Annotated in this window: 20 protein-coding genes and 1 tRNA gene; 10 read left to right on the top strand and 11 right to left on the bottom strand. The window is 60.1% G+C overall.

The features are described 5' to 3' along the window. The first annotated feature begins 26 nt into the window (after positions 1 to 26). Positions 27 to 704, top strand: coding sequence for a phosphoribosylformylglycinamidine synthase subunit PurQ (gene purQ, locus NW822_RS06670; RefSeq protein WP_414403929.1), 678 nt, complete (start codon positions 27 to 29; stop codon positions 702 to 704). Here the strand turns inward: purQ and NW822_RS06675 are convergent, their stop codons facing one another. The 3 genes from NW822_RS06675 to psbB form a co-directional block, all read right to left on the bottom strand. Beyond that, positions 705 to 1112, bottom strand: a complete 408-nt coding sequence (locus NW822_RS06675; RefSeq protein ID WP_414403930.1) for a response regulator — start codon at positions 1110 to 1112, stop codon at positions 705 to 707. A gap of 146 nt (positions 1113 to 1258) precedes the next feature. Further along, on the bottom strand, positions 1259 to 1357 hold the full coding sequence (locus NW822_RS06680; RefSeq protein WP_414360364.1) for a photosystem II reaction center protein T: 99 nt from the start codon (positions 1355 to 1357) through the stop codon (positions 1259 to 1261). Between the two features lie 95 nt (positions 1358 to 1452). Beyond that, positions 1453 to 2985: a photosystem II chlorophyll-binding protein CP47 gene (gene psbB / locus NW822_RS06685; protein WP_414360366.1), complete on the bottom strand. Its 1533-nt coding sequence runs from the start codon at positions 2983 to 2985 to the stop codon at positions 1453 to 1455. Between the two features lie 353 nt (positions 2986 to 3338). Here psbB and NW822_RS06690 point away from each other — a divergent pair, with 353 nt between their 5' ends. The 3 genes from NW822_RS06690 to NW822_RS06700 all read left to right on the top strand — a co-directional run bounded on the left by NW822_RS06690 (position 3339) and on the right by NW822_RS06700 (position 5930). After that, on the top strand, positions 3339 to 3635 hold the full coding sequence (locus tag NW822_RS06690) for a 2Fe-2S iron-sulfur cluster-binding protein (protein ID WP_414403931.1): 297 nt from the start codon (positions 3339 to 3341) through the stop codon (positions 3633 to 3635). A gap of 78 nt (positions 3636 to 3713) precedes the next feature. Then, positions 3714 to 3821, top strand: coding sequence for a photosystem II reaction center protein PsbM (psbM, locus tag NW822_RS06695; protein WP_414403932.1), 108 nt, complete (start codon positions 3714 to 3716; stop codon positions 3819 to 3821). A gap of 273 nt (positions 3822 to 4094) precedes the next feature. Then, positions 4095 to 5930 (top strand): NAD(P)H-quinone oxidoreductase subunit F, encoded by a 1836-nt coding sequence (locus tag NW822_RS06700; protein ID WP_414403933.1) that lies wholly within the window; start codon positions 4095 to 4097, stop codon positions 5928 to 5930. A 3-nt stretch (positions 5931 to 5933) separates the two neighbouring features. Here the strand turns inward: NW822_RS06700 and metH are convergent, their stop codons facing one another. Next, positions 5934 to 9584: a methionine synthase gene (gene metH, locus NW822_RS06705; protein ID WP_414403934.1), complete on the bottom strand. Its 3651-nt coding sequence runs from the start codon at positions 9582 to 9584 to the stop codon at positions 5934 to 5936. A gap of 591 nt (positions 9585 to 10175) precedes the next feature. On the opposite strand from metH, the gene rpoD reads away from it, so the two are divergent. Together rpoD and cobS are read left to right on the top strand one after the other, a co-directional pair. Next, positions 10176 to 11381 carry an RNA polymerase sigma factor RpoD gene (gene rpoD / locus NW822_RS06710; RefSeq protein WP_414360378.1) on the top strand — a complete coding sequence of 402 codons (1206 nt, stop codon included), beginning with the start codon at positions 10176 to 10178 and terminating at the stop codon, positions 11379 to 11381. Between the two features lie 64 nt (positions 11382 to 11445). Continuing rightward, positions 11446 to 12219 carry an adenosylcobinamide-GDP ribazoletransferase gene (gene cobS / locus NW822_RS06715; RefSeq protein WP_414360381.1) on the top strand — a complete coding sequence of 258 codons (774 nt, stop codon included), beginning with the start codon at positions 11446 to 11448 and terminating at the stop codon, positions 12217 to 12219. 31 nt (positions 12220 to 12250) lie between these two features. Here the strand turns inward: cobS and NW822_RS06720 are convergent, their stop codons facing one another. Both NW822_RS06720 and NW822_RS06725 read right to left on the bottom strand, forming a co-directional pair. Next, positions 12251 to 13183: a bifunctional riboflavin kinase/FAD synthetase gene (locus NW822_RS06720; protein WP_414403935.1), complete on the bottom strand. Its 933-nt coding sequence runs from the start codon at positions 13181 to 13183 to the stop codon at positions 12251 to 12253. A 20-nt stretch (positions 13184 to 13203) separates the two neighbouring features. Continuing rightward, a complete protein-coding gene (locus NW822_RS06725; protein WP_414403936.1) occupies positions 13204 to 13689 on the bottom strand; it encodes a CGLD27 family protein in 486 nt (161 codons plus the stop codon). A 132-nt stretch (positions 13690 to 13821) separates the two neighbouring features. On the opposite strand from NW822_RS06725, the gene NW822_RS06730 reads away from it, so the two are divergent. Then, a complete protein-coding gene (locus tag NW822_RS06730) occupies positions 13822 to 14832 on the top strand; it encodes an FHA domain-containing protein (protein ID WP_414403937.1) in 1011 nt (336 codons plus the stop codon). Between the two features lie 221 nt (positions 14833 to 15053). Here NW822_RS06730 and NW822_RS06735 read toward each other — a convergent pair whose 3' ends face one another. Together NW822_RS06735 and NW822_RS06740 are read right to left on the bottom strand one after the other, a co-directional pair. After that, positions 15054 to 15275 (bottom strand): hypothetical protein, encoded by a 222-nt coding sequence (locus tag NW822_RS06735; RefSeq protein ID WP_414360390.1) that lies wholly within the window; start codon positions 15273 to 15275, stop codon positions 15054 to 15056. Further along, on the bottom strand, positions 15275 to 17131 hold the full coding sequence (locus NW822_RS06740) for a S8 family serine peptidase (protein ID WP_414403938.1): 1857 nt from the start codon (positions 17129 to 17131) through the stop codon (positions 15275 to 15277). Before NW822_RS06740 ends, NW822_RS06735 begins: the two co-directional genes overlap by 1 nt. Positions 17132 to 17350: 219 nt before the next feature. Here NW822_RS06740 and NW822_RS06745 point away from each other — a divergent pair, with 219 nt between their 5' ends. From NW822_RS06745 to NW822_RS06755, 3 genes are all read left to right on the top strand, one after another. Further along, positions 17351 to 18163 (top strand): TPM domain-containing protein, encoded by an 813-nt coding sequence (locus NW822_RS06745; protein WP_414403939.1) that lies wholly within the window; start codon positions 17351 to 17353, stop codon positions 18161 to 18163. 95 nt (positions 18164 to 18258) lie between these two features. Next, a tRNA-Thr gene (locus NW822_RS06750) sits at positions 18259 to 18331 on the top strand. Between the two features lie 168 nt (positions 18332 to 18499). After that, a complete protein-coding gene (locus tag NW822_RS06755) occupies positions 18500 to 20113 on the top strand; it encodes a DUF6930 domain-containing protein (protein WP_414403940.1) in 1614 nt (537 codons plus the stop codon). 204 nt (positions 20114 to 20317) lie between these two features. Here the strand turns inward: NW822_RS06755 and fni are convergent, their stop codons facing one another. From fni to atpC, 3 genes are all read right to left on the bottom strand, one after another. Further along, positions 20318 to 21388, bottom strand: a complete 1071-nt coding sequence (gene fni / locus NW822_RS06760) for a type 2 isopentenyl-diphosphate Delta-isomerase (RefSeq protein ID WP_414403941.1) — start codon at positions 21386 to 21388, stop codon at positions 20318 to 20320. A 92-nt stretch (positions 21389 to 21480) separates the two neighbouring features. Beyond that, entirely contained in the window at positions 21481 to 22500 is a 1020-nt protein-coding gene (gene thiL / locus NW822_RS06765) for a thiamine-phosphate kinase (RefSeq protein ID WP_414403942.1), read from the bottom strand. A gap of 101 nt (positions 22501 to 22601) precedes the next feature. Next, complete coding sequence (atpC, locus tag NW822_RS06770) at positions 22602 to 23009, bottom strand: ATP synthase F1 subunit epsilon (RefSeq protein WP_414403943.1); 408 nt, start codon at positions 23007 to 23009, stop codon at positions 22602 to 22604. Between the last annotated feature and the right edge of the window lie 37 nt (positions 23010 to 23046).

Here is a 23046-nt window from a genome sequence, read left to right on the forward strand (position 1 = left end):
GTCTCTTCTGCCAGCAAGGGATCCCCATGACCAAGGTAAGGTTTGGCATTGTCGTTTTCCCCGGCTCCAATTGCGACCGAGATGTAGCTTGGGTAACCCGCGGCCTCTTGGGCTGTCCGACGCGACTCATCTGGCATCGGGAAGCCGATTTGTCAGGGCTGGATGTGGTGGTGCTGCCAGGGGGCTTCAGCTACGGGGATTATCTACGAGCCGGGGCGCTGGCCCGTTTTGCGCCAGTGATGGGATCCCTGGCCGAGCACGTAGCTCGGGGGGGCTATGTCCTGGGCATTTGCAACGGCTTTCAGATCTTGACGGAGGCGCGCCTGCTGCCGGGGGCGCTGGTGCGCAACGCCAACCTGCACTTTATCTGCGACCGGGTAGGGATCCGCGTGGAGCGGCAAGATCTGGCCTGGACAAAGGCTTACCCCTGCGGAGCCACCCTAACCTTGCCCATTGCCCATGGAGAAGGCCGCTACGTTTGCGATGGCGATACCCTGAAGCAGCTGCAAGACCGGGGCCAGATTGTCTTCCGCTACCATCCCATCGCCCCCAACGGCTCGGTGGACAACATCGCCGGTATCTGCGACCCCAGCGGCCGCATCCTTGGCCTGATGCCCCACCCGGAGCGAGCAGCAGATCCCGATTTGCCAGGGCGGGACGGGATCCCTTTTTGGCAGTCCATCGTAACCAGTCTTGCCAGTTGACTAGGACTGCTGGGCCTGAGCCAACACCTGGCGCACTTGGTTGACCATCCCCTCGTGATCCACCACTGGCTTAGCAATATAGCCATCCGCTCCGCTCTGGGCCAAAAAGGCCTCGCGGTCGCCGCGCATGGCATGGGCCGTTACCAAGAGGATGGGGATGGAGCTTGTTCGGGGATCCCCCTTCAACAGTTGGGCAATGCGGATCCCATCCACTGCCTCGCCACGAAAGGTGCTCTGGGAGAGGGAGACATCCAGCAAGATGACGTCTACTTCCCGGGCTTGGGCCAGCTGCAGGATCTGCTCTACGTCCTGGCTGTGAAGAACCTCAAACCCGCCCCGCCGCCGCAGCACCTTCTCGAAAACACGGGCATTGGCTGGATCATCCTCCACCAGCAGCACCTTCGCCATTTTGGATCCCAGCTTGCACCACCCCAAACGAAGTGTAGCAATCCCCCGCTCCCTGTCGAGGCAACTGCCCTCGCCCAGGGATTTGAGCGGCCCCCTCCCCTACCCTTAGACCCTAGGGAAAAGCTGGAGAAATCCCTCCAGCAGGTTTACTTCTTAGGGATCTTGGGGGTCTCTCGGAAAGCAACAGCAAAAAACAGAAGGCCTAACGTCAAAAACAGGATAGCAGTGTAGGTGATAGTCTCCATACAGCCTCCAAGCGACTTTCTCCCTACTCTTTTGGAGCCGCCAGCACCCCCTCCCCAAAGGGAAGCAGAGTGCTGGCGGCTACGTTGGGAAAGCTTTAGGCTTCTTGCACTTTGCGAGTGGTGGGATCCCCCACTTTTTGGAAGACGCCGAATTCCACCATCTCCTCGCTCATGTTCGGGTCAATACCAGCGAACACATCCCGGAAGAGGGTGCGGGCACCGTGCCAGATGTGGCCGAAGAAAAACAGCAGGGCAAAAACTGCATGGGCAAAGGTAAACCACCCGCGGGGACTGGTGTGGAAGGTGCCGTCGGCCTTAGGCGTTTCTCGGTCAAACTCAAAGAGCTGACCCAACTGGGCCATACGGGCGTACTTCTTAACCGTTGGCGGGTCGGTAAACACCTGGCCATCCAGCTTGCCGCCGTAGAACTCCACAGTTACGCCCACCTGCTCAAAGCTGTAGCGCGATTCGGCCTGGCGGAAGGGAATGTCGGCCCGCACCACACCATCGGCATCTCGCAGGATTACAGGGAAAGTCTCGAAGAAGGTGGGCATGCGCTGCACAGTCAGCTCCCGCCCCTCGCGATCCCGGAACACTGGATGGCCTAGCCACGCAATGGCAATGCCATCCCCTTTGTTCATGGGGCCAGCCCGGAACAGGCCACCCTTGGCTGGGTTGTTGCCTATGTAGTCATAGAAAAGCAGCGACTTAGGCAGAGAGTTGTAGGCCTCGCTAAGGGTCATCCCAGCTTCCACGGCGGCATTGACGCGCCGGTTAATTTCCTGGTTGAAGTAGCCGGAATCCCATTGGTAGCGGGTGGGGCCAAACAACTCGACAGGAGTGGTGGCACTGCCGTACCACATGGTCCCCGCCACTACAAAGCCAGCAAAGAATACCGCTGCCAGCGAGCTGGAGAGCACGCTCTCAATGTTCCCCATGCGCAGAGCCTTGTAGAGGCGTTGGGGTGGGCGTACTGTAATGTGGAACAGACCGGCAATAATGCCCACGATCCCTGCGGCAATGTGGTGGGCTACTACCCCGCCAGCGTTGTAGGGGTTAAACCCTGCCGGCCCCCACTCCGGCGCCACCGGCTGCACATGCCCTGTTGTGGCATAGGGGTCGCTTACCCACATTCCTGGGCCAAAGACCCCCGTCAAGTGAAACGCGCCAAAGCCAAAGCAGAGGATCCCGGCCAGGAGCAGGTGGATCCCAAAAATTTTTGGCAAGTCCAGAGCTGGCTCGCCGGTACGGGGATCCCGGAACAGCTCCAGATCCCAGTACACCCAGTGCCAGCAGGCAGCCAAAAAGAGTAACCCGGAAAGAACAATGTGGGCAGTGGCTACTCCCTCAAATGTCCAGAAGCCCGGGTTGGCAACGCTCTCGCCATAGATGTTCCATCCACCCCACGAGTTAACCACCCCCAGCCGCACCATAAACGGCATGACGAACATGCCCTGACGCCACATTGGATTCAGGACCGGATCTGAGGGGTCGAAGATGGCCGTCTCGTACAGCGCCATCGAGCCCGCCCAGCCCGCTACCAGGGCAGTGTGCATTAGGTGTACCGCAATTAGGCGGCCTGGATCATTCAGTACAACAGTGTGGACCCGATACCACGGTAGTCCCATAAAACTTGCTCCTCCACGTTTTCAACACCTGGGCGATATCCCGTCCAAAAACGAAGTCAACTCTCCAGCTGGGTCCTGACCTGAGCAGTCCCTTGCACTTTGAGGGGTGCCATGCCCAACTCTCCTAGGGGCGCACCCACTGAGAGTATCACTTGCGGAGTTTCCCTCCTGGAGTCTAACAGTATAGAACGCAACCAACCTGAGGGGCCTCAGGCAGGATGCCCCTTTATTTGGCACCATCTTCGCCGATCTCTCGCCAAAGATTAAAAACTTGACTTAAGATGTAACAATACTTAGCAACATCGCTCCGCCTCGGTTAACCTGAGGAAGGCGTTGGGGTTTTTGGCAAGGCTATGGCAACGATCCGCTTTGTTAACGAGAACCGGGAGATTGTCGTCGCGGAAGGGTCGAACCTCCGCCTGAAGGCGCTGGAGAACCAGATCGACCTCTATAAGATGGTGGCCAAGCTGCTTAACTGCGGCGGCAACGGCCAGTGTGGCACCTGTGTGGTGGAGATTGTCGAGGGGGCGGAAAACCTCTCGCCCCGGACAGAGGCAGAAAAGCGCAAGCTCAAGCGCAAACCCGAGACCTATCGCCTTGCCTGCCAGACGAAGGTCTTGGGGAACGTTGCAGTAAAGACCAAGCCCTAGAGCCAGCTGGCCCCCTTGGGCAGGGCGTACCGGAGGATGGTATGCTAGCTGCCAGTTGGGTTTGCAGCGTGGGCAGCGATGGAGACAAACTACCTAGGTCTCTTGGCCACTATTTTGCTCATTTTGGTACCTTCCATCTTCCTGGTGATCCTGTACGTACAGACTTCTAGCAAGTCGGAAAACTAATCAGGCAAGCTTTGGCCACCTGGCTGGGGTAGCCGAGGCTAGGTAAGCTTGGCCTACTAAGCCCCCAAAAAGCTACTTGACAACAACCGACTAGGAAAGGTCCTCAAAGGCAGAGGCAGGGAGTTTTCTAAGCTCATTGGAAGTCTTTTTCTATCGAGTTCATCGGTAAGCTTAATTTTCATCCCTCCTAGTTTGCCGCTAGGATGCTTTTAAAGATTTGGCAAAGCCCAGCCAACCCTGGGTTGAGGCAAGGTCCCTACTGGAAGGAGGGCTATGAGTTTGGACGGGCTGGTCACAACTGCATGGTTAATTCCCCTTTATGGGTTGTTGGGGTGGTCAGGAGCACTAATTTGGTCCCCCGGGATTACCCGCCGTACGGGGCCGCGTCCAGCAGGGTATCTCAACGCGCTGCTGACGCTGGTGGCCTTCCTGCACAGTGTGGGAGCCCTCGTGGCGATTTGGGATCAGCCGGCCCAGGTGATTCGGCTGCCCTGGCTGAAGGTGGGGGATCTGGTGTTGGAGCTCCCCCTACAGGTGTCGTCGGTAACGCTGGGGGCTTGCGTAGTAGTGACAGGGCTAAACCTGGCGGCTCAGATTTATGCCTTTGGATACCTGGAAATGGACTGGGGCTGGGCGCGGTTTTTCTCCTTGCTGGGTTTTTTTGAAGGGGGGATGTGCGCCCTGGCCCTCTGTGACTCCCTATTCTTTAGCTACGTCCTTCTGGAGATTTTAACCCTGGCTACTTACCTGTTGGTGGGCTTTTGGTATAACCAACCGCTAGTGGTGACGGGGGCTCGGGATGCTTTTTTAACTAAGCGCATCGGCGACCTGCTGCTTTTGATGGGGGTGATTGCCCTCTACCCCCTGACAGGCTCCTGGGAGTTTAAGGACTTAACAGCTTGGGCAGAGGCGGTGAAAGCAGGAGCTGTTCCTGTGGATCCGACCCTGATTACCCTAGTGGGGCTGGGGCTGCTGGCTGGCCCTGTGGGCAAATGCGCCCAGTTCCCTTTGCACCTATGGCTGGATGAGGCGATGGAGGGGCCGATCCCAGCCTCAATCTTGCGCAATGCAGTGGTGGTGGGCACGGGAGCTTGGGTGTTGATTCGCTTGCAACCCCTCTATGAGCTTTCTCCAACGGTGTTGCAAGTGATGCTAGCAATCGGCGGGCTAACAGCGGTAGGCGGAGCCTTCGTGGCGCTGGCCCAAATTGACGCTAAGCGAGCCTTGTCCTACCTGGTGAGCGCCTACATGGGCCTAGTCTTTGTAGCAGTGGGCACTGGCCATATCCAGCAAGCCTATGAGCTGCTGCTAACCTATGCGCCAGCAATGGCCTTGCTGGTGATGGGGCTGGGTATGGTGATCTGGAACAGCATTACCCAAGATCTGCGCTACCTGGGAGGCCTGTGGTCGCGGCGGCCCATTTCTGGTCTGTGCTTTTTGACAGGGATGGCCGGTATGGTGGCCCTGCCGCCTTTTGGCTGCTTCTGGGTGTTGACAGATCTGTGGCAGCAGTTGGCCCAAGCGGGGCAAGCCCTGTGGGCAGCAGTAGTGCTGGTTACCAACGCGGTGACAGCGCTGGGCCTAACCCGGGTATTTGGCCTGGTTTGGGGGGGAAAGCCGCAGCAGATGAGCGAGCGTTCCCCGGAGGTGCACTGGCCGATGATGTTGCCCAGCACGGTCACCATGGGAGTGACCCTCCACATCCCGATGATCCTCGCGGCTCTGGATCTCATCCCTACCCTAGAAGGGATCCCCGTGGGAGTAATGACAGGATCCAGCTTGGTGGGCATCACCTTAGGCGCTTGGCTGTACCTACCGCGGGAGCGGCAGCCAGTGAACTGGGCTTTCTTGGCCGATTGGCAGGATTTGTTGGCCAACGATTTCTACACCCCCAAGCTCTACCGCGCCAGCGTGGTGTTTGTGGTGGGCCTCATCTCTAATGTCACGGCTCTCTTCGATCGCTACGTAGTAGACGGCTTGGTGAACTTGACCAGCTTGGCCGTGCTGGCGGGCGGACAAGTCTTGAAATACACCACTTCCGGTCAGTTGCAGGCGTATGTGCTGACCATTGTGGTGGGGGTGGCGCTGCTGAGTTGGCTGGTTCTCTAGGGCCTAGGTACTGAAGTAGCGGGCTGCCGGGTGGTAGGCGACGATGGCGGTGGTGGACTGCTCGGGATCCAACTGCTCGCTTTCGTCCATCCTTAGGCCAATGCGCTCAGCCTGGAGCAGCTGCAACAAAACCCGTTGGTCGGCGAGGTTGGGGCAGGCAGGATAGCCGAAGCTGTAGCGAGAGCCGCGGTAGCCTTGACGGAGGATCTGGCGAATGTCAGGGCTGTCCTCGTGGCCGAACCCTAGCTCCCGTCGGATACGGGCGTGGCACCACTCTGCCAAGGCTTCTGCCAGGGTGACGGTCAGGCCGTGGAAGTAGAGGTAGTCCGTATACTGGCCTTCAGCAAAAAGGCGCTGGGCGTGGGCCGTGGCCTCTGGTCCTAGGGTAACTGCCTGCATGGGGAAAACATCCACCAGACCGGTGGAGCAATCGGCGAAGAAGTCGGCAATGCAGAGGCGCTGGCCGCCCTTTTGGCGGGGGAAGGTGAAGCGGGCCAGCTCCCGTACCTGGGGAGAAAGCTGGGGGCGCTCGACGGTTGGCAGTTGGAAGTAGGTGGTAGAGTCGGTCTCTAGGGCAAACAGCTCGGGGAAGCTGGCCGGGTCGAAGAGGATTAACGTATTCCCTTGCGCCTGCGCCGGGAAGTAGCCATAGACCACCTGTGGGTGCAGCAGGTCTTCGCTTAGGATCCGCTCCTTCCAACGCTCGATCACCGGCTCCACCTGGGTAGCAAGAAACTGGGCAAATTCCTCAGCTGACTGGTCGCGCGGCTTGCGGATCTGCCACTGACCGGCCACCAGGGCCTGCTTGTCGATATAGAAGAAGACCTCTGGCCAAGGGATCTGGTCGGAGGCAAGAACTTTGGATCCCCAGAAAGGCGGGATGGGCCGCTCGGTATCGAGAGTAACCGCTTCGGAGCGACGGGTGTCTGCCCCGCCATCGCCAGCTGAGACCGCAAGGGCAGGAGCAGCGCCCACAGGGGTCTCCTGGGGAGGTGGGGTGGGATCCATTTCCTCTGGGGCAGGAGCAGCCCCTTTCTGGCCGTCGACTGGCTGCTCCAAGTTATCCAGAAAACCCAGCCGGTCATCCCAGCGCCCGGCCGCCTTAGCCTGCATCAGCCGATCCATAAAGTGCAAGTCGGTAAAGGCATCGCGGCCATAGATGACCTGGCCCTTGTAGGTTTGGCGGCAGTCTTCTTCCACAAAGCGGCGGGTGAGGGCAGCTCCCCCCAAAATGACAGGCACAGTGATGCCCCGCTCGTTAAAAACTTCCAGGTTTTCTTTCATGAACGCAGTTGATTTGACCAAGAGGCCGCTCATGGCAATGCAGTCAGGCTTGTACTTTTCATAGGCCTCGATGATGTTTTCCACCGGCTGCTTGATGCCCAGGTTAATCACCCTGTAGCCGTTGTTGGTGAGGATGATGTCCACTAGGTTTTTGCCGATATCGTGGACATCCCCCTTGACAGTGGCAATCAAAAGGGTACCCTTGCACACCTCCCCGCCCACCTTTTCCATGAAGGGCTCTAGGTATTTCACCGCCGCCTTCATGGTTTCTGCCGACTGCAGCACAAAAGGCAGTTGCATTTTGCCGGCGCCAAAAAGCTCCCCCACCTCCTTCATGCCGTCGAGCAGGAAGGTGTTGATGATTTCCAGCGGGGAGTACTTCTGCAGCGCCTCTGCCAGCGTTTCCTCCAGGCCCATGCGCTCCCCGTCGATGATGTGCCGCCGCAGGCGCTCTTCCAGCGGCAGCTTGGCCAGGGATCCGGCAGCGTGCAGCTCCTGGCTAGAGACCCCTGCAAACAGCTCCGTCAGCCGCGCCAGGGGATCGTAGGTGCAGAGGCCCTCAGCGTCAAACTGCCGCCGATCCCAAATGAGATCCCGGCACACCTGCTGCTGTTCTTCCGGGATCTTGCTTAGGGGCAGGATCTTGGCGGCGCTGACGATGGCAGTGTCCAGCCCGGCCTGGCGGCACTCGTGTAAAAACACAGAGTTCAAGACCACGCGGGCTGCTGGCGAGAGCCCAAAGGAAATGTTGGAGATACCCAAGAGAATGTGGGCTTCGGGGAAAGCCTGGCGGATGCGGCGGATGGCCTCCAGGGTAGCTGCCCCGTTGGCCCGGTCCTCCTCCATCCCCGTGGAAATGGGCAAGGCCAGCGGGTCAAAGAAAATCTCGTAGGGCGGGATCCCGTACTCAAGCGCCTGGCGATAGGCCCGCTCGGCAATCTGAAACTTCTTCTCGGCGGTGCGGGCCATGCCCTCCTCGTCGATGGTGCCGATAACTACACCGGCGCCGTAGGTCTTGGCCAGCTCCAACACCTTGAGAAAGCGCTCTTCCCCATCCTCGTAGTTGGTGGAGTTGAGCAGGCACTTGCCTCCGGCCACCTTGAGGCCGGCCTCCATCTTCTGCCAGTCGGTGGAATCCAACATCAGGGGAAGCGGGATCTGGGTCACCAGCCGCGAGACCAGCTCCCGCATATCCCGCACCCCATCCCGGCCTACGTAGTCCACGTTCACGTCGAGGATGTGGGCTCCCTCCCGCACCTGCTCACGGGCTATGGCCACTAAGCCCTCCCAATCTTCGGCGGTGAGCAACTCCCGCACCTTCTTGGAGCCGCTGGCATTGAGGCGCTCGCCGATGATTAAAAACGAGTTGTCCTGGAGGTAGGGCTGGGGGGAGTAGATCGAGGCGGCAGCCGGGAGGCGCTCAACGGCACGGCGTTTGGGCCGCAACCCCTGAACGGCTGTCACCAGGGCGGCAATGTGCTCTGGGCGGGTGCCGCAGCAGCCCCCCACCACCGCCACCCCCAGATCCCGCACAAAGTGCTCCAGGTGGAAGCGCAGCTGCTCCGGCGTTAGCTTGTAGTGGGCCTTGCCGCCGATGTTTTCCGGCAGGCCAGCGTTGGGGATGCAGGAGATGGGAAAGGGGGAATGGCGGGAGAGGTAGCGGATGTGCTCGGCCATTTTGTCCGGCCCGGTGGCGCAGTTGAGGCCCAGCACATCGATGGGGTAGGGCTCCAGGATGGCCAGCGCTGCCCCAATCTCGGTGCCCACCAACATCGTCCCCTGCACCTCAAAGGTCAGGGACACCACCACCGGCAGGCGGATCCCGCGCCGGGCAAACTCCTGACCCGCGGCCACCAGCGCCGCCTTGGTCTGCAGAATGTCTTGACAGGTCTCGATGATGAGCAGATCCACCCCGCCGTCGAGGAGCCCCCGCACCTGCTCCTTGTAGGCAGCCCGCATTTCGTCAAAGCTGATGTGCCCCAGGGTGGGCAGCTTGGTGGTGGGGCCAATGGAGCCGGCCACAAAGCGAGGCTTTTCCGGCGTCGAGAACTCGGTGGCTACCCGCTTGGCCAGCCGCGCTGCCGCCACGTTGAGCTCGTAGGCTTTTTCCGGGATCCCGTACTCGGCCAAGACAATCGAGGTGGCGCCAAAGGTATTGGTTTCGATGACGTCAGCCCCCACCTCTAGAAAGCTCCGGTGGACATGCTCCACCGCCTCCGGCTTGCTCAGCACCAGGATCTCGTTACAGCCCTCTAGCTCCGGCCCGCCAAAATCAGCTGCCGTCAGGTTCTGGGCCTGCAGGGAGGACCCCATCGCCCCGTCGAAGACAATCACGCGTTCCTGGAGGTGCTGTAGGAAGGGATGGGTCATAGGCCTCACGGCTTAGCCAGGGATCAAGGTGGATTAAAGCCTGATTTAAGGTAGCATTGAGCCACTTCCCTGGACTAGCAGGGATCCCTTTGGAAGCGGCGGGACAAAGTTTAGATTTTCTTCACCTGCCCCGTTGCTGTTTCCCCAAGGGCGGGCTAATTTAGGGAAGACATTTTGGTGTGAACGGCTACAGTTGCCTGCAGGGACTGCCAGCAAGGTCTCTTGCCGGTTGCTGTAGAAGGCTCCTTCCTCTAGGCGTTGGGAGGGCTCTCGCCCTCTCAGGAAGTACCCTGCCCTGCGCCAGGAAGAGCAAAAGCACGCCTCCCCCATTTCGAGGCGGCCGCCTATTGAGGGAGTTTTGCGCCAGTTTCGTTAGACCCCATGAGCCCCAGCTGTTGCGAGCCTGACCCAAGCCCTCGGCTGTCTAGAAGCGGGCCAGCTTGCCTAGTGCAAGCGGGGCCTAGGGCTGCGGAACTCGACGCCCTTGACCTGGCGTCCTGGGCTGCAGAGGAGCGGGGATTTTTTGCCTTGGCGTCTAGAATCTCTTAGTCGCCTCCACTGGTCTGTGATTAGCGTCACGAGGAACTCAGCATGGTTCAAGCAAAGGAGTTGGTGAAGTCTGGTCAGACGGCTCTTCTCGACCCGGATCTGGAAAGCTCTGCTTCCATCCCTCTGGATGCAGACAATGGAGCAGATCCCCTCGAGTTTGAACTGGATGCCAGTGACCCTGAGGCTTTTGATGAGGAGGAGGGCGACGAAGAATCCCTCGAAGAAGAGGATGAAGCTATTGCTGCCAAGGGCCACGCAAGACGCAGATCGGCCAGCAAGAAAAAGCTCTACACCGACGACTCGGTTCGCGTCTATTTGCAAGAGATTGGGCGCATTCGCCTACTGCGGCCCGACGAAGAAATTGAGCTAGCGCGAAAAATTGCCGATCTGCTGGAGTTAGAGCGGGCCCGGGAAGCGGTTTTCGAGCGGATGGGCCTCTGGTCCAGCCCCGAGGAGGTGCCGGAAACCCTGTGGGCAGAGGAAGTCAAAATGTCCTTGCCAGAATTTCGGCGGCGCCTCCACCAGGGGCGGCGGGCTAAAGAAAAGATGGTGCAGTCCAACCTGCGGCTGGTAGTTTCCATTGCCAAAAAATACATGAACCGGGGCCTGTCCTTTCAGGACCTGATCCAAGAGGGATCCCTAGGCCTGATCCGGGCAGCCGAGAAGTTTGATCACGAAAAGGGCTACAAGTTTTCCACCTACGCCACCTGGTGGATCCGCCAGGCCATCACCCGCGCCATTGCTGATCAATCCCGCACCATTCGCCTGCCGGTCCACCTCTACGAGACCATCTCGCGCATCAAGAAGGTTACCAAGCAGCTTTCCCAGGAGTTGGGCCGCAAGCCTACCGAAGAGGAGATTGCCACTCGCATGGAAATCACCATCGAGAAGCTGCGCTTCATTGCGAAGTCGGCTCAGCTGCCTATTTCCTTGGAGACGCCTATTGGCAAAGAGGAGGACTCGCGGCTGGGAGACTTTATCGAGTCCGAGGGAGAAACTCCTGAGGAGCGGGTGGCCAAGATGTTATTGCGGGAAGATCTAGAAAGCGTCTTGGCAACCCTCACCCCTCGTGAGCGGGATGTGTTGAGGCTGCGCTATGGGCTGGATGATGGCCGCATGAAAACCCTGGAGGAGATTGGCCAAATCTTTAACGTCACCCGGGAGCGAATCCGGCAGATTGAGGCCAAGGCTCTGCGCAAGCTGCGCCATCCCAATCGCAACAGTGTATTGAGGGAGTACATCCGCTAGCTGGGTCTAGTGGAACTGCTTTCCCGAAAATCCTCGGAGGCTAAACTTCACTAAGGACAAGCCAGTGCGGCGCTTCTGGGCAGCTCTCCTTTTCTACACCGCCTTGCCCCTGGGACAGACAGGGGAGCTTCAGTTTGAGGGCATTGCCGCCTGGCTGCCGGCGGTGGGTTTGCTCCTGGGTGGGATCCTCTTGTTGGCCTCCCTCCTGCTCCAGGTGTTTCCGCCTGGGGTACGGGCAGCTTTACTGGTAGCGCTGTGGGTGGTGCTAACCGGGGGGCTGCACTTGGATGGGGTGGCTGATACCGCCGATGGCTTGGCGGTCAATATCCACAAAAGCTCGGCCAACCCAGAGCAGTTCACCCGCAATGCCCACCGCCTACAGGTAATGAGCGACAGCCACACAGGAGCCTACGGAGTGCTGGCTCTGGGGCTGGTGCTGCTCCTGAAGTTTGCTGCCCTAAGCAGCCTGCAAGTCTGGCCCCTCCTACTCGTGGTGCCAGCCTGGGGTCGCTGGGGCCAGTTACTGGCCATCGCTTTCTACCCCTATTTGCGGGAGCAGGGATCCGCCCGCTTCCTTAAGGACTCCACCTCTTGGCCGCGATCCCTCTGGCCAGGCACCCTCCTCCTCTTGGTTACTACGGCAGCTCTGGGGGGAACTGGGATCTTGGCCTGGCGGCCCCTCCTCCTCTGGACCCTGGGCTCTGCTCTGGGAGCCCTGGCGGTGGGCCATTGGCTCTACCGCCAATTGGGGGGACACACGGGGGATACCTACGGGGCCACCGTGGAGTGGTCGGAGACAATAGCCCTGCTGTGGGGATCCCTGCTCCCGCCCTCCTAGTCCCCCTTTCTTTGGGGCCGGGGGGAAGGCCTTAGAGCAGACCCACCTGCTCAGCCAAGCCCAATTGTTGGCGGGCCACTTGGCAATCCTGCTGGATTTGGTGGATCAAGTCCGCCACACTGGGGAAGCGCTGCTCTGGACGGATAAAGCCCCGCAGCGCCACCCGCACCTCCTGCCCGTAGAGATCGCCCGTCCAATTCAACAGGTGCACCTCAACCGTGTGCCGCCACCCCCCAAAGGTGGGACGATAGCCAATGTTCATCACTCCCGGCAGGTCTCCTGCGGCAGCGGGCACCTTCACCCAAACGCTGTACACGCCGTTGCGGGGCAAGAACTTCTCGGGTGGCAAGCGCAGATTGGCGGTGGGAAAACCCAGCTCTCGCCCCCGGCGATCCCCTGGCACCACCTCTCCAATGAGCTGATAGGGGCGACCCAAGAGTTCTGCGGCGACTGCCACTTCCCCTGTAGCCAGGGCAGCACGAATGCGGGAGCTGCTTACCCGCTCCCCGTTGAGTTGCACCTCCGGGATCACCTCTACTGGAATACAGCACTTGGATCCCCAGGCCTGCAGGGTTTGGGCGTTGCCGGCGCGGCGGTGGCCAAAGCAAAAGTCCCAGCCCACGCTGAGGTGGCGAACGTGCAACCCTTGTTCAAGAATTGTCTGGATGAAGTCGGCGGGAGTCTGGCGAGCCAAGGCAGGGGTGAAGGGAAGCAACACCACCTGCTCAAAGCCCAGCTGGGCCAATAGAGCCAGCTTCTCCGCCGGCGGCGTGAGCAGTAGGTGCTTTCGGCCTGTCAGCACCTCTTGGGGGTGAGGATGAAAGGTAAGGACGGTGCGCACCCCCCGTCGGGACGCTCGAATTGGCTGCAGTACCCTTTGATGGCCCAGGTGCAAGCCATCGAAGTTCCCAATAGCAACGGCAGTGGGCCGCAAGGTTTGAGCCAAATCAGAAGTTACATGCACCGGGCTCCCCCTGGCTCTTCCTACCAGAGTGGCCAAAGCAAGGCCGCCAGTCCACTTAGCCCAACCACACTCCACAAGCTGCGTCGTAGGCGCTGCAGCACCGGCTCAATTTGATAGTGGACGATTAGCCGGTGCTGAGCTAGCTCCTCTTCCGATTTGACGTACATTGCCCCGTCGTACCAGCCGCTTTCTTCGTAAGGGATCCGCGCCTGCGCCAAGCGCCGCCGCACGTACGCCCAGCCCAAGTAGAGGTGGAGCAGCAGTAGGCCCAGCAAGGCATTAGCTCCCAGCACCCCTGCCAAGGTGAAGTGGCCCCAATCGCCTGCAAAGCTGCCCCAAACCAGGGGCCCAACCCCTACTGCCAGCGCTCCCCACACTGCTAGGAGCCGCTGCAAGTAAGGGATCCAGGCCAGGGTTGGCCAACGAAAAAGAACAGCTTCCCTCAGCTCGGCATATTGCCGCAGGGGCTGCTGCTCAGCAGGAATGGGATGGGAAGGAGCCGCCATAGGGCCTTAACGTATCTACACAACATGATACTCCTCGGCCTGAGGCCCGCCAAGCCCAGCCTGGCTGCGGTTTAGCCGCAGGGGAAAGGAGTATCGTATTAGAGTGTGGTTGCCTTTCTTGCCTCTCCTACCATGAGCCTCCCAGGCGAACCTGCTGCTACCTCTGCTCCCTATGTGATCCTAAGAGAGCCAGACGGCAGTCAGAGGAAGTACATCCTTGCCGGAGCCACAGCTTGGACGCTGGGGCGCGATGAAGGCAACGCCATTGTCCTTAACGATCCCAGTGTCTCCCGCCAGCATGCCCTGCTGCAGTACTTAGATGACCACAGCATTTATCTCATCGATCTGGGCAGCCGCAATGGCTCGTTTGTCAACAATCGCCGCATCAGCATTCCCACGCTGCTGCAAGACGGGGATCGCCTGACCCTGGGCCAATCCCAGCTTGAGTTTCACAGCGGATCCCTGGCCAGCCCAGAACCCGGCACTGCTGGCAAGCCCTCCGACACCCTGGTGCTGCAGACCCGCTGGCTAATTTCGGTGGCCGTAGTTGACGTGCGCGGTTACGGACAACTAACCCAGCAACTGGACGAGCGGCTACTTTCCCAGGTGATGGGCGAGTGGTTCCGGCAGGGCGGCGACATCATCCAGCAGCATGGAGGTAGCGTCGATAAATACATTGGCGACGCCATCATGGCTGTCTGGTTCCATGCACCCCATGCGGATCCCTTGCCAGCTGACCAGGTGGAGCTCAAGCTCGACGTGAAGTCGGTCTTGCAGGCCCTGGTGAAGCTGTTCCAGATGACCGAACAACTGAACAGCGAGTTCCCCCTGCCCTCTCCCCTGCGTCTGGGAGCAGGGGTCAACACCGGCCCAGCCATCGTGCGCCAGGTAGGCAACACCAGTCGCCAGGAGTACACGGCTTTGGGCGATACCGTCAACCTGGCCTTTCGTCTGGAAAGTGCCACCCGCACCCTCAACACTGACCTGGCCATCAGCCAGAACACTTATGCCTACTTGACCCAACAGCTGGCTCAGGTGGCCACTTGCTTTTCCCAGGAGGTAGTGGAGCTAAAAGGGTATGCCCACCCGCATCAGGTGTACTGCTGTGATGTCCGCTCTCTGCAAGCGCTTCTTGCTCCCTAGACCTAGGGGGAAAGCCGCTGTCAAGCTCCTGAGCGCGGAGCTAACTAGCTACCGGTCTGGAGAGGGCCGCTAGGAAGATTCGGCAGCGCAGGATCTGCAGGGCAGGCCCGTCGCCTTACTCCAATTGGCAGGGGGCCAGCCTGGAGGGAGCCGCCCAGTAACTCAAAGGCAGAGGCTGCCTTGCGGGGGATCCCTGGGACATTTGCTCGGGGCTGTAACGGCTAAGGCTGGGTCCGGAAGCTCTTTACCTCCAGGACCGGCCCCACCTGGGCCAGCGTCACCACCTCCTCCTTAACCTGCCCTTGAATGGTGACCTGCAGTCCTTCCTGCAGCAGCTCCTTGGGGGCGCGGAAGAGAGCGTAATGCTGGCCGGAAGGGAGTGTCAGCACCCACACCCCTCCTTCGATATCCAGGAACTGGATGGTACCGCTGTACTCTTGCATCACTTCCTCAGGGCCAAACCGCTGCTGCTGGGCTGCGACTCCAGGATGGCTTGCGCTCCTAAATAGGCCAAGCCCAGGCAGAGCAAACCATTGAGGAGCAAGAAGGAGCGCCCCAACCAGGCAGAGGATCCAAGCCATAGTACCCCCTCATAGAACAGGGAGCTGGACAGGAGCAGATGGGAAGCCATGCCAATGGAGAGGCCGACGACTGCCCAGCGCCAGCGCCGATGTCCCAGGAGGAGCACCATCAACAGGCCAGGGATCACCACGCTGGCAAACAAGGGGTTCAGGGCGTTGGTCTGGGCCAAGGCGGTGCCCAGCTCTGGCAGGGAGCTGCCCAGCAGTTGTAAGGGCCAGCGGGGGAAACCGACGATGGCCAACCCTTGCAGGGGGAAGAGGCCAGCGCTGCCCAGGAGGATCCCTGCTACCAGCGGCACCGTCGCCGGTACAGGCTTGGGAGCCAGCCACCAGCGAATCAGCACTAGGATGATGTAGCCGCCCACCACCATCACCAGCTTAGGCACCAAGGCAATGGGGCCGCCGTCAAACCAGAAGCGCGGGTTGAGGTAGCCATTGTTGTTTAGGTACTGGAGGAAGTCTTTTAGCCACAGCACCAGGGGGTTTTCCTCCTGCTGACCCCTGGCTCGGGCCAGGGCTCTGGCTGCGTCCAGAAGGCCAGCGCCGTAGAAGTTCTGTTTGTCCCCGGGCACGGGGGCAGCCGACATCTTGAGGATGGCCTCCACCTTGTCCGGGTCTTTAATGCCCTGCGCCTGGATCAGGGCCGCTACGCCAGCCACATGGGGGGCAGCCATGCTGGTGCCTTGGAAGTAGGCAAAGATGGGCTCGTCGGGGTTGCGGCGGTTGATGGTCTGCTGCAGGATGCCGTACTCAGGGTGCTCGGGAGTCTTAGCCCCACCAGGAGCGGCAATATCCACGCCAACCCCGTAGTTGGAGTAGGGAGCTTTGCTGCCATCAGGGCCGGTGGCGGAAACGGCAATGACATGGGGATAGCGAGCCGGGTAGCTTACCTGGTTGGAGTTTTCGTTACCAGCAGCTGCAACTAGGGTCACTCCCTTGCTGTGGGCGTAAGCTACCGCCTCTTCCATCAGTTGGGCGGAGGCACGACTACCCAAGCTGAGGTTGATGACGGTAGCGCCATGGTCAACCGCATAGCGGATCCCTTCCACCACATCCGAGAGGGAGCCAAAGCCGTTGGCATCCAGCACCCGCACCGGCATGATCTTGGCCTTGAAGGCGACCCCGGCCACGCCTAGGGCGTTGTCGGTGGATTGGGCGATGGTGCCCGCCACGTGAGTGCCGTGGCCATTGAGGTCGCTGGGATCCTCATCGTCATCCACAAAGTCGTAGCCCTGCACAAATTCGGTTTGGGCCAGATCTGGCACCCGTGTTACCCCGGTATCCACCACGGCTACCGTCACCCCTTCTCCCTGGGAAACGTCCCAGGCTGCGGGCATGCGGATGGCCCGCAGGTTCCACTGCTGGGAATAGAGGGGATCGTTGGGCACAAAAGCGGCCTGGAACTGGTAGTTGGGGTGGGCATACTCAACCAGGGCTTCCCGCTGAAGCCGCTGGATTAGCCGTCGTGTAGCTCTGGGGTGAGTGGCATCCCCATTGGCTAGGTAGATAACCTCTTGGCGGGCAAAGGCACTGTTGCTGCTGGGTTGCAGCGTTAAGTTGTACGCCTTGGCAAGGGCAGCAATCTCACTGGGAGTGGCTGTGTTGACAAAATTAATCACGATGCTGTCGTAGGGAGGGGATCCCTCGCCGCAGGCCGTCAACAGCAGGGCCATGAGGCCAGCGCAGCAGAGACCCAACCAGCGTCTAAGTTTCATCATGCACGCCCTCGGGATCCAAAAAAGTTGTTGCCACCAGTATGCCCTCTAGGTGGGCAATTGACCAGGAAGGCGCCTGCTGATCCTCTTCCCTGCAGCTGCCTAGAAAGACCTCCCTCTGGCTGAATGTTGGCTTCCAGGGCATGATGGATCTGTAAGAGCTTGAAACACTTCTTAATATCAGTTTTCAGGATCTCGGCATTTGTAAAGAGAGGGAGCAGCATGAACATCCAGTGGCAAAGGATACTTTGCATCGGTGTGAGCTTTTGCCTGGGGCTGTGGATTGGGCTGGGTGGGGGATCCCCGCTCTGGGCCCAGCCTGCGCCGGCAGTAGTGCCGATGGAGTTGCCTCAGCCGCCTGTGCCGGTCTTGGATTTGGCGGATCAGTTGACCAGCAGTCAGGAGGCCCAATTGGCCGAGCATCTAAACCAGCTGGAGAAGGAAACCGGCTGGAAGCTGCGCGTGCTAACCCAGTTTGACCAAACCCCAGGCCGCCAAGTGAAGGAGTACTGGGGCCTAAATGAGCGCAGCGTTTTGATGGTGGCCGATCCCAGGGGAGGCAACTTGCTGGCCTTTAACGTGGGGGATGCGGTGCGGGAGATCCTGCCGCGCACCTTTTGGATCGAGCTGCAGTCTCGCTTCGGCAACCAGTTCTATGTGCAGGAGCACGGCGCCCAGCAGGCCATTCTGGAAGCGGTTGATGTTTTGGAGCGCTGTTTTCGCCAAGGCGGTTGCCGGGTAGTGCCTGGGCTGCCGCAGGAGCAGTGGATCCTGACGCTGATTACCTCTATCCTGGGTGGGATCGTCTTTGGGTTCGCCGGCAAGCCCCGCCACGCGGAGGAGGTGTTTAACTGGCGTTGGGCTTTGCTGATTTCTCCCCTCTGGTTTATTTTGTTTGGGGCCTTTGGCCTCGGCCCCGTGGTTACCCGCACTCGGGATTGGCTGCCGGTGGTGCGCAATATCTTGGGCTTCCTGGCAGGAGCTTTGGTCATTTACCTAGCTCCCATTGCCCAGCCGGCGCCAGATCGCCAGTAACTTCCCTTCCCTCTTCCTGCTCTCCGCTAAATCCCCCCTGCTGGCAGGCAGGGGGCAATCTGCCAGAAAAGTGCTACTATGGGTAACTGAAGCTTGCTGATGTAGCTCAGTTGGTAGAGCACTCGACTTGTAATCGAGCGGTCGTCAGTTCGAATCTGACCATCAGCTTGGTGTTTCTGCTCTTTACCCAAGTCTGTTTGGCCCCTCTCCCTAGGGGGAGCCCAGCCTCTCTAGGGTCGGTTAGATTGGCTGGAGGGGTACCCCTGTCGAAGGAGAGGGTCAGCCCCACCCAGGGCAGCCACCTAGCCTTTGGGTTGTTGTTGTCTCGGGAGGTCTATGTCGGGTCTGCCAGCTGCTACGGTTCGTCGATTGCAAAAGCTACCCCAGATTCCTTCCGTGTGGGAAGGGGATCGCCACCGCCTGCCAGGCTCGCTAGTCGTTGGCTCCCAGACTTTTTCCAGCTTGGCCGAGGGGGAATGCATTCTCTGGGTGGACGGCGTCCAGGGGGTGGTGAGAGCTATGGAGGTGGTGCCTGCCGGCTCTGGCATGGAACCCATAGTGCGGGCCTTGATCGCGGCCATGGAGCGGCCCAATGGGGCCTTGCCGGCCCGTCCCCAGAAAATCGTCGTGCGCGACCGCGAGGTGCAGTTTTTCCTGCGCGGCATTCTGCACGAGCTGAATATCAAAGTGGAATACCAGCCAGAACTGCCGCTGATCGAGGAGATCCTGCAGAGTTTTGCTGAGGCTCAGGGGCAGATCCCACCACCTCTTCCAGAAGACTACGCAGAACTCGTGGCTGGCAAAGCCCTTGCCATCTGGCAGGATGCTCCCTGGGAGTATCTAGAGGATCACCAAATTCTGGCTATCGAGCTGCATCACTGGGACATCGAAACCCTCTACGTCTCGGTCTTGGGGCGCTCAGGAAGGGAGTATGGAGTGCTTTTTTATCGCTCCCTGTCCTCCCTCAAACAGTTTCGCCAGCAGGCCGGCCAAGTGCCCACTCCTGAGATGGAGGAAGCCTTTCTGAGGCAGGACTGTCTCTACCTCACCTTTCAACCTCGCCATCCCGAACTAGAAGACCTGCCAGACTTGGACTTGGCAGAACTGGATCCCGAGGAAATTGAGCCGAATTTCGGCACTATTCACCCGCTAGAGGGCTTGCGCGTTACTTTACAGGAAGAGGAGGCAGCGACCTTGGCGGTGGCCCTGGAGGCCTTGCATCGCTTTTTAAAGCAGTACCGCCGCAAGCTGGAAAAGGGCTTTCAGCCGTGTCAGGGGCAGTATTGCCTTCCCAATCCCCAAAGGGAGGGGGAAACCCTGCCCGTGCAGGTGCGCACCCTACCCGACGTAGCGGCAGAGCTGCTGGCGCTAGAAGCGGAGGACGAGAAACCCACCCAAGCCCTGCTCCGAGATGATCTGTTGCCTGAGGGAGCACAGCTGGGTCTGGGGCTGCTGCCGTGGGCCACGGTGGAGGTATTGCGCCGCGCAGGGCAAGTGCATCCCTTGCCGCAGAGCAAGCTGGTGCAGAGGGGGGAAGGGCTGCCGGTAGTGATTGTGCGCACCTCCCGCTCCAAGGCCAAGCAATTGATTGAAAATCTGCGCAGTGAGGGGGGCCCCCAGGGGGTGTGTTTCAATACGGGAGTGGATCCCTTCGATGGCCATCGCTACGAGCTGGAAATTGTCCAAACAGGCAACTGCGACCTGCACTTGTTTGGTGAATTTCCCGAAGACGATCCCGCCCACTCGATGGCTCGCAAGCGCTGGGAGCGGCGTTGTCGCGATACGGGAGGTTGCTGCGGGCTGGTGATAGCCATGGGGGCCAATTCCCAGCAGGCAGAGCTGCCAGTGCACCACATTTTGGCCCTGTTTGAGATGCAGGTCCTCAGCCCCAAGCGGTTAGGACTAGGTCCAATGGTGCGCGTTAGCCGACACAGCGGAGTAGCTTGGTAGCCCTCCGTCCCGCTAGCGCGAGCAGTGCGGGGCGGAAAAGCCTTCGAGCCACTTGAGTTGCTTGGTTACTAAGCAAGCACCTACCCTGGTAAAGACTCGGACAGGGCTGTAAGGAACAAGTAAGCGGAACCTCAAGGCTTTGCCTCTAGGAAGCGCCCTTGCAAGTCCGTCCGTGGACTAAGAAACGCTTGGCAGCGGGAGGGGTTAGGGAGTTATCGGGGGCAGCAGATCCCAGGTATCCTGCCGGCGGAGGGGGGCTTTTCGGAGCTGGGCCAAGTTGGCGGAGCCAGTGCAAAAAGCAGCAATCCTCAGCTCTTCAATCACGGCGCGGAAACTCTCCACCACCGCCCGTGCTTGCCCTTGGGAGACAGCTTGCAGGGCAGGGGCGCCTATGCCTACCACATCGGCGCCTAGGCGGATGGCCTTGGCCACCTCGATGCCAGTACGGATGCCGCCGCTGGCCACCAGAGGCAAGTTGGGGAGAAGGCGGCGGATCTCCAGCAGGGCCAAGGCGGTGGGGATCCCCCAGTCCCGAAAGCTGTGAGCAATGCGTTTCTTAAAGGGATCAGTCTGGCGATAAGCCTCCACTTCGCTCCAACTGGTGCCGCCTGCCCCCGCTACGTCCAAAGCGGCCACGCCACACTCGGCCAGCCGTTGCGCTACTTGGGCACTGAGGCCATTGCCAACTTCCTTGACCAGCACCGGCACCGGCAATTGGGCCACCAACTGCTCGATGCGGCGGTAGAGATTGCGCCAGTCGGGATCCCCCTGAGGCTGGACCGCTTCCTGGAGCGGGTTGAGGTGCAAAATAAGCCCATCTGCCTCAATCATCTCCACAGCCCGGCGGGCCTGCTCCAGACCATAGCCGTAATTCAGCTGCACAGCGCCTAGGTTGGCTAGCAGCAGAATATCCGGGGCCACCTGGCGCACCTGGTAAGTCCGGGCCAGCTCTGGGTGTTCCAAGGCTGCCCGCTGGGATCCCACCCCCATGGCAATGCCCAGCTCTTGAGCGGCAGCCGCCAGGTATAGGTTCAGCTCCCGGGCAGTATCTGTCCCCCCGGTCATGCTGCTAATGAGCAGCGGGGCCTGGAGGCGCTTCCCCAGAAATTGGCAACTGAGATCGATCTCCGGCAGCAGCAGCTCCGGCAGGGCCACGTGCTCGAAGAAAAACCGCTCAAATCCGGTGCGGATCCCTTTGGCCGTTACATCCTGCCGCAAGACAATGTCCAGGTGATCCTGCTTACGCTCAGAGATGGAAAGGGAAGCCTCGCTCATGGTTGAAAATCCCTACTGACGCAGCTGGTTTACTTGTTGATTGTGAACGCAGAGCGGCCCAGCTGCGCCAGCTTGCAACTTCTCCGACCCACTCAAAAATGCTGGAAGGCCTGCTGGCGGCCGAGGATCTGGCCGTTATCTAGCCACACCGTCCCCTGCGGATCCCAGCCGGTGACTTCCCCAATCCAGGCTGCCCCTGGCAACTTTTCCAGCAGGTACTGAGCTAGGGAGGGCTCGGCGCTGAGGAGCAGCTGGAAGTCTTCCCCACCGTAGAGGGCCCACTCGAGGGCTTGGGCCGGAAAGGCCTGCCGCAGAGCCTCTGAAATGGGGATCCGCTCCGCCTCGATCCTCGCCGCTACCCCACTGGCCTGACACACCTGCACTAGAGCATCGGCTAAGCCATCGCTAGTATCCATGCCGGCAATGCGCATAGGGTCAGGGATCGCTTCTAGAACTGGCAACAGGTCCAGGCGGGGGCGGGGGTATTGGTGGGCCGCAATCAACTGCTGCCGCTGGGCTGCCGGGGCTGCGGATCCCTGCTCAGGGTGAAGCAGCAACTCCAGGCCAGCCCGTGCATCGCCATGGGGCCCGGTGACGATAAGCCAATCGCCCGGCTGAGCCCGCTTGCGCTCAACAGCCCGCCCTGGCTGCACCGAGCCCAGCGCCGTAATGGCCACAAACCGCTGTGGGGAGCGGCACAAATCCCCTCCCACCACTTGGCATCCCCAGGAGGTGCAACAAGCCTGTATCCCCTGGTAGAGCTCCTCCACCCAGGCCACGGGTGTAGAGGCTGGCAAGCCCAGGCCTACAACCAACGCGTGGGGGCGAGCTCCCATCGCCGCTAAGTCCGACAAATTGGCGGTTACCGAGCGCCAGCCCACGGCATGGGGCGGGGTGGTCAAGTTGCTGAAGTGAACTCCTTCCACCAAGACATCGGTGGTTACCACCAACTGGCCTTTGGGAAAAGCCAACACTGCTGCATCGTCCCCCACCACTTGCTCGGGACAGTAGCGCTGCACCACCTGCAATAGCCCCGCTTCGCCAATGGCTGAGATTGGAAGGGGAGAGGGACGGGGAAACTCCTCAGAGGAATCAAGCCTTTGCGGATACACTTAGCTGGAAGAGTCTTGAAGACCCTACTTTGCAGACATCCAGACAGGCGGCTTTACTGAAAGCCAACTCTTGCCAAGGGGTAGCTTTTCGGCGCCATCCCCTAGCTTTTGTGACCCATTTCGGCAGCTTGGAGTAAAGCCCTGGCCCGTTGCTGCTCCAACTTAGCCTGCAGGAGCTCCTGCTTGTCAGTGCTAGTGTTCAAAACTTGGTTGGCCTTCTCCAAAAGAGCTTGGGCCGCAGCCTTGTCGACTTGTTCTCCCCGCTCGGCCCGGTTGACCAGAACCGTTACCTCATTGTTTTCCACTTCTGCAAAGCCACCCATCACAGCAATGGCCACCCACCTGCCGTCGGCCTTAATCCGCATCACGCCGTTGCCGATGGCTGTTAGCAGGGGAGCGTGGTTGGTCAGAATACCCAGTTGGCCTGAGGTGGCAGGGAGGATCACTTCCTCAGCGGGGGCATCCCAGACAATGCGGTCGGGAGTGAGCACGCGAACCATCAGCGTCACGGCAAGTCTCCTGCAGCTAGCTGTTCCCATCCTACTG

Source organism: Synechococcus sp. H70.2 (assembly GCF_047462275.1).
Taxonomy (GTDB): Bacteria; Cyanobacteriota; Cyanobacteriia; order Thermostichales; family Thermostichaceae; genus Thermostichus.

Coding starts and splice junctions, on each gene's coding strand:
- purQ (WP_414403929.1), top strand. CDS start 27: ATGACCAAGGTAAGGTTTGGCATTGTCGTTTTCCCCGGCTCCAATTGC.
- NW822_RS06675 (WP_414403930.1), bottom strand. CDS start 1,112: ATGGCGAAGGTGCTGCTGGTGGAGGATGATCCAGCCAATGCCCGTGTT.
- NW822_RS06680 (WP_414360364.1), bottom strand. CDS start 1,357: ATGGAGACTATCACCTACACTGCTATCCTGTTTTTGACGTTAGGCCTT.
- psbB (WP_414360366.1), bottom strand. CDS start 2,985: ATGGGACTACCGTGGTATCGGGTCCACACTGTTGTACTGAATGATCCA.
- NW822_RS06690 (WP_414403931.1), top strand. CDS start 3,339: ATGGCAACGATCCGCTTTGTTAACGAGAACCGGGAGATTGTCGTCGCG.
- psbM (WP_414403932.1), top strand. CDS start 3,714: ATGGAGACAAACTACCTAGGTCTCTTGGCCACTATTTTGCTCATTTTG.
- NW822_RS06700 (WP_414403933.1), top strand. CDS start 4,095: ATGAGTTTGGACGGGCTGGTCACAACTGCATGGTTAATTCCCCTTTAT.
- metH (WP_414403934.1), bottom strand. CDS start 9,584: ATGACCCATCCCTTCCTACAGCACCTCCAGGAACGCGTGATTGTCTTC.
- rpoD (WP_414360378.1), top strand. CDS start 10,176: ATGGTTCAAGCAAAGGAGTTGGTGAAGTCTGGTCAGACGGCTCTTCTC.
- NW822_RS06725 (WP_414403936.1), bottom strand. CDS start 13,689: ATGGCGGCTCCTTCCCATCCCATTCCTGCTGAGCAGCAGCCCCTGCGG.
- NW822_RS06730 (WP_414403937.1), top strand. CDS start 13,822: ATGAGCCTCCCAGGCGAACCTGCTGCTACCTCTGCTCCCTATGTGATC.
- NW822_RS06735 (WP_414360390.1), bottom strand. CDS start 15,275: ATGCAAGAGTACAGCGGTACCATCCAGTTCCTGGATATCGAAGGAGGG.
- NW822_RS06740 (WP_414403938.1), bottom strand. CDS start 17,131: ATGATGAAACTTAGACGCTGGTTGGGTCTCTGCTGCGCTGGCCTCATG.
- NW822_RS06745 (WP_414403939.1), top strand. CDS start 17,351: ATGAACATCCAGTGGCAAAGGATACTTTGCATCGGTGTGAGCTTTTGC.
- NW822_RS06755 (WP_414403940.1), top strand. CDS start 18,500: ATGTCGGGTCTGCCAGCTGCTACGGTTCGTCGATTGCAAAAGCTACCC.
- fni (WP_414403941.1), bottom strand. CDS start 21,388: ATGAGCGAGGCTTCCCTTTCCATCTCTGAGCGTAAGCAGGATCACCTG.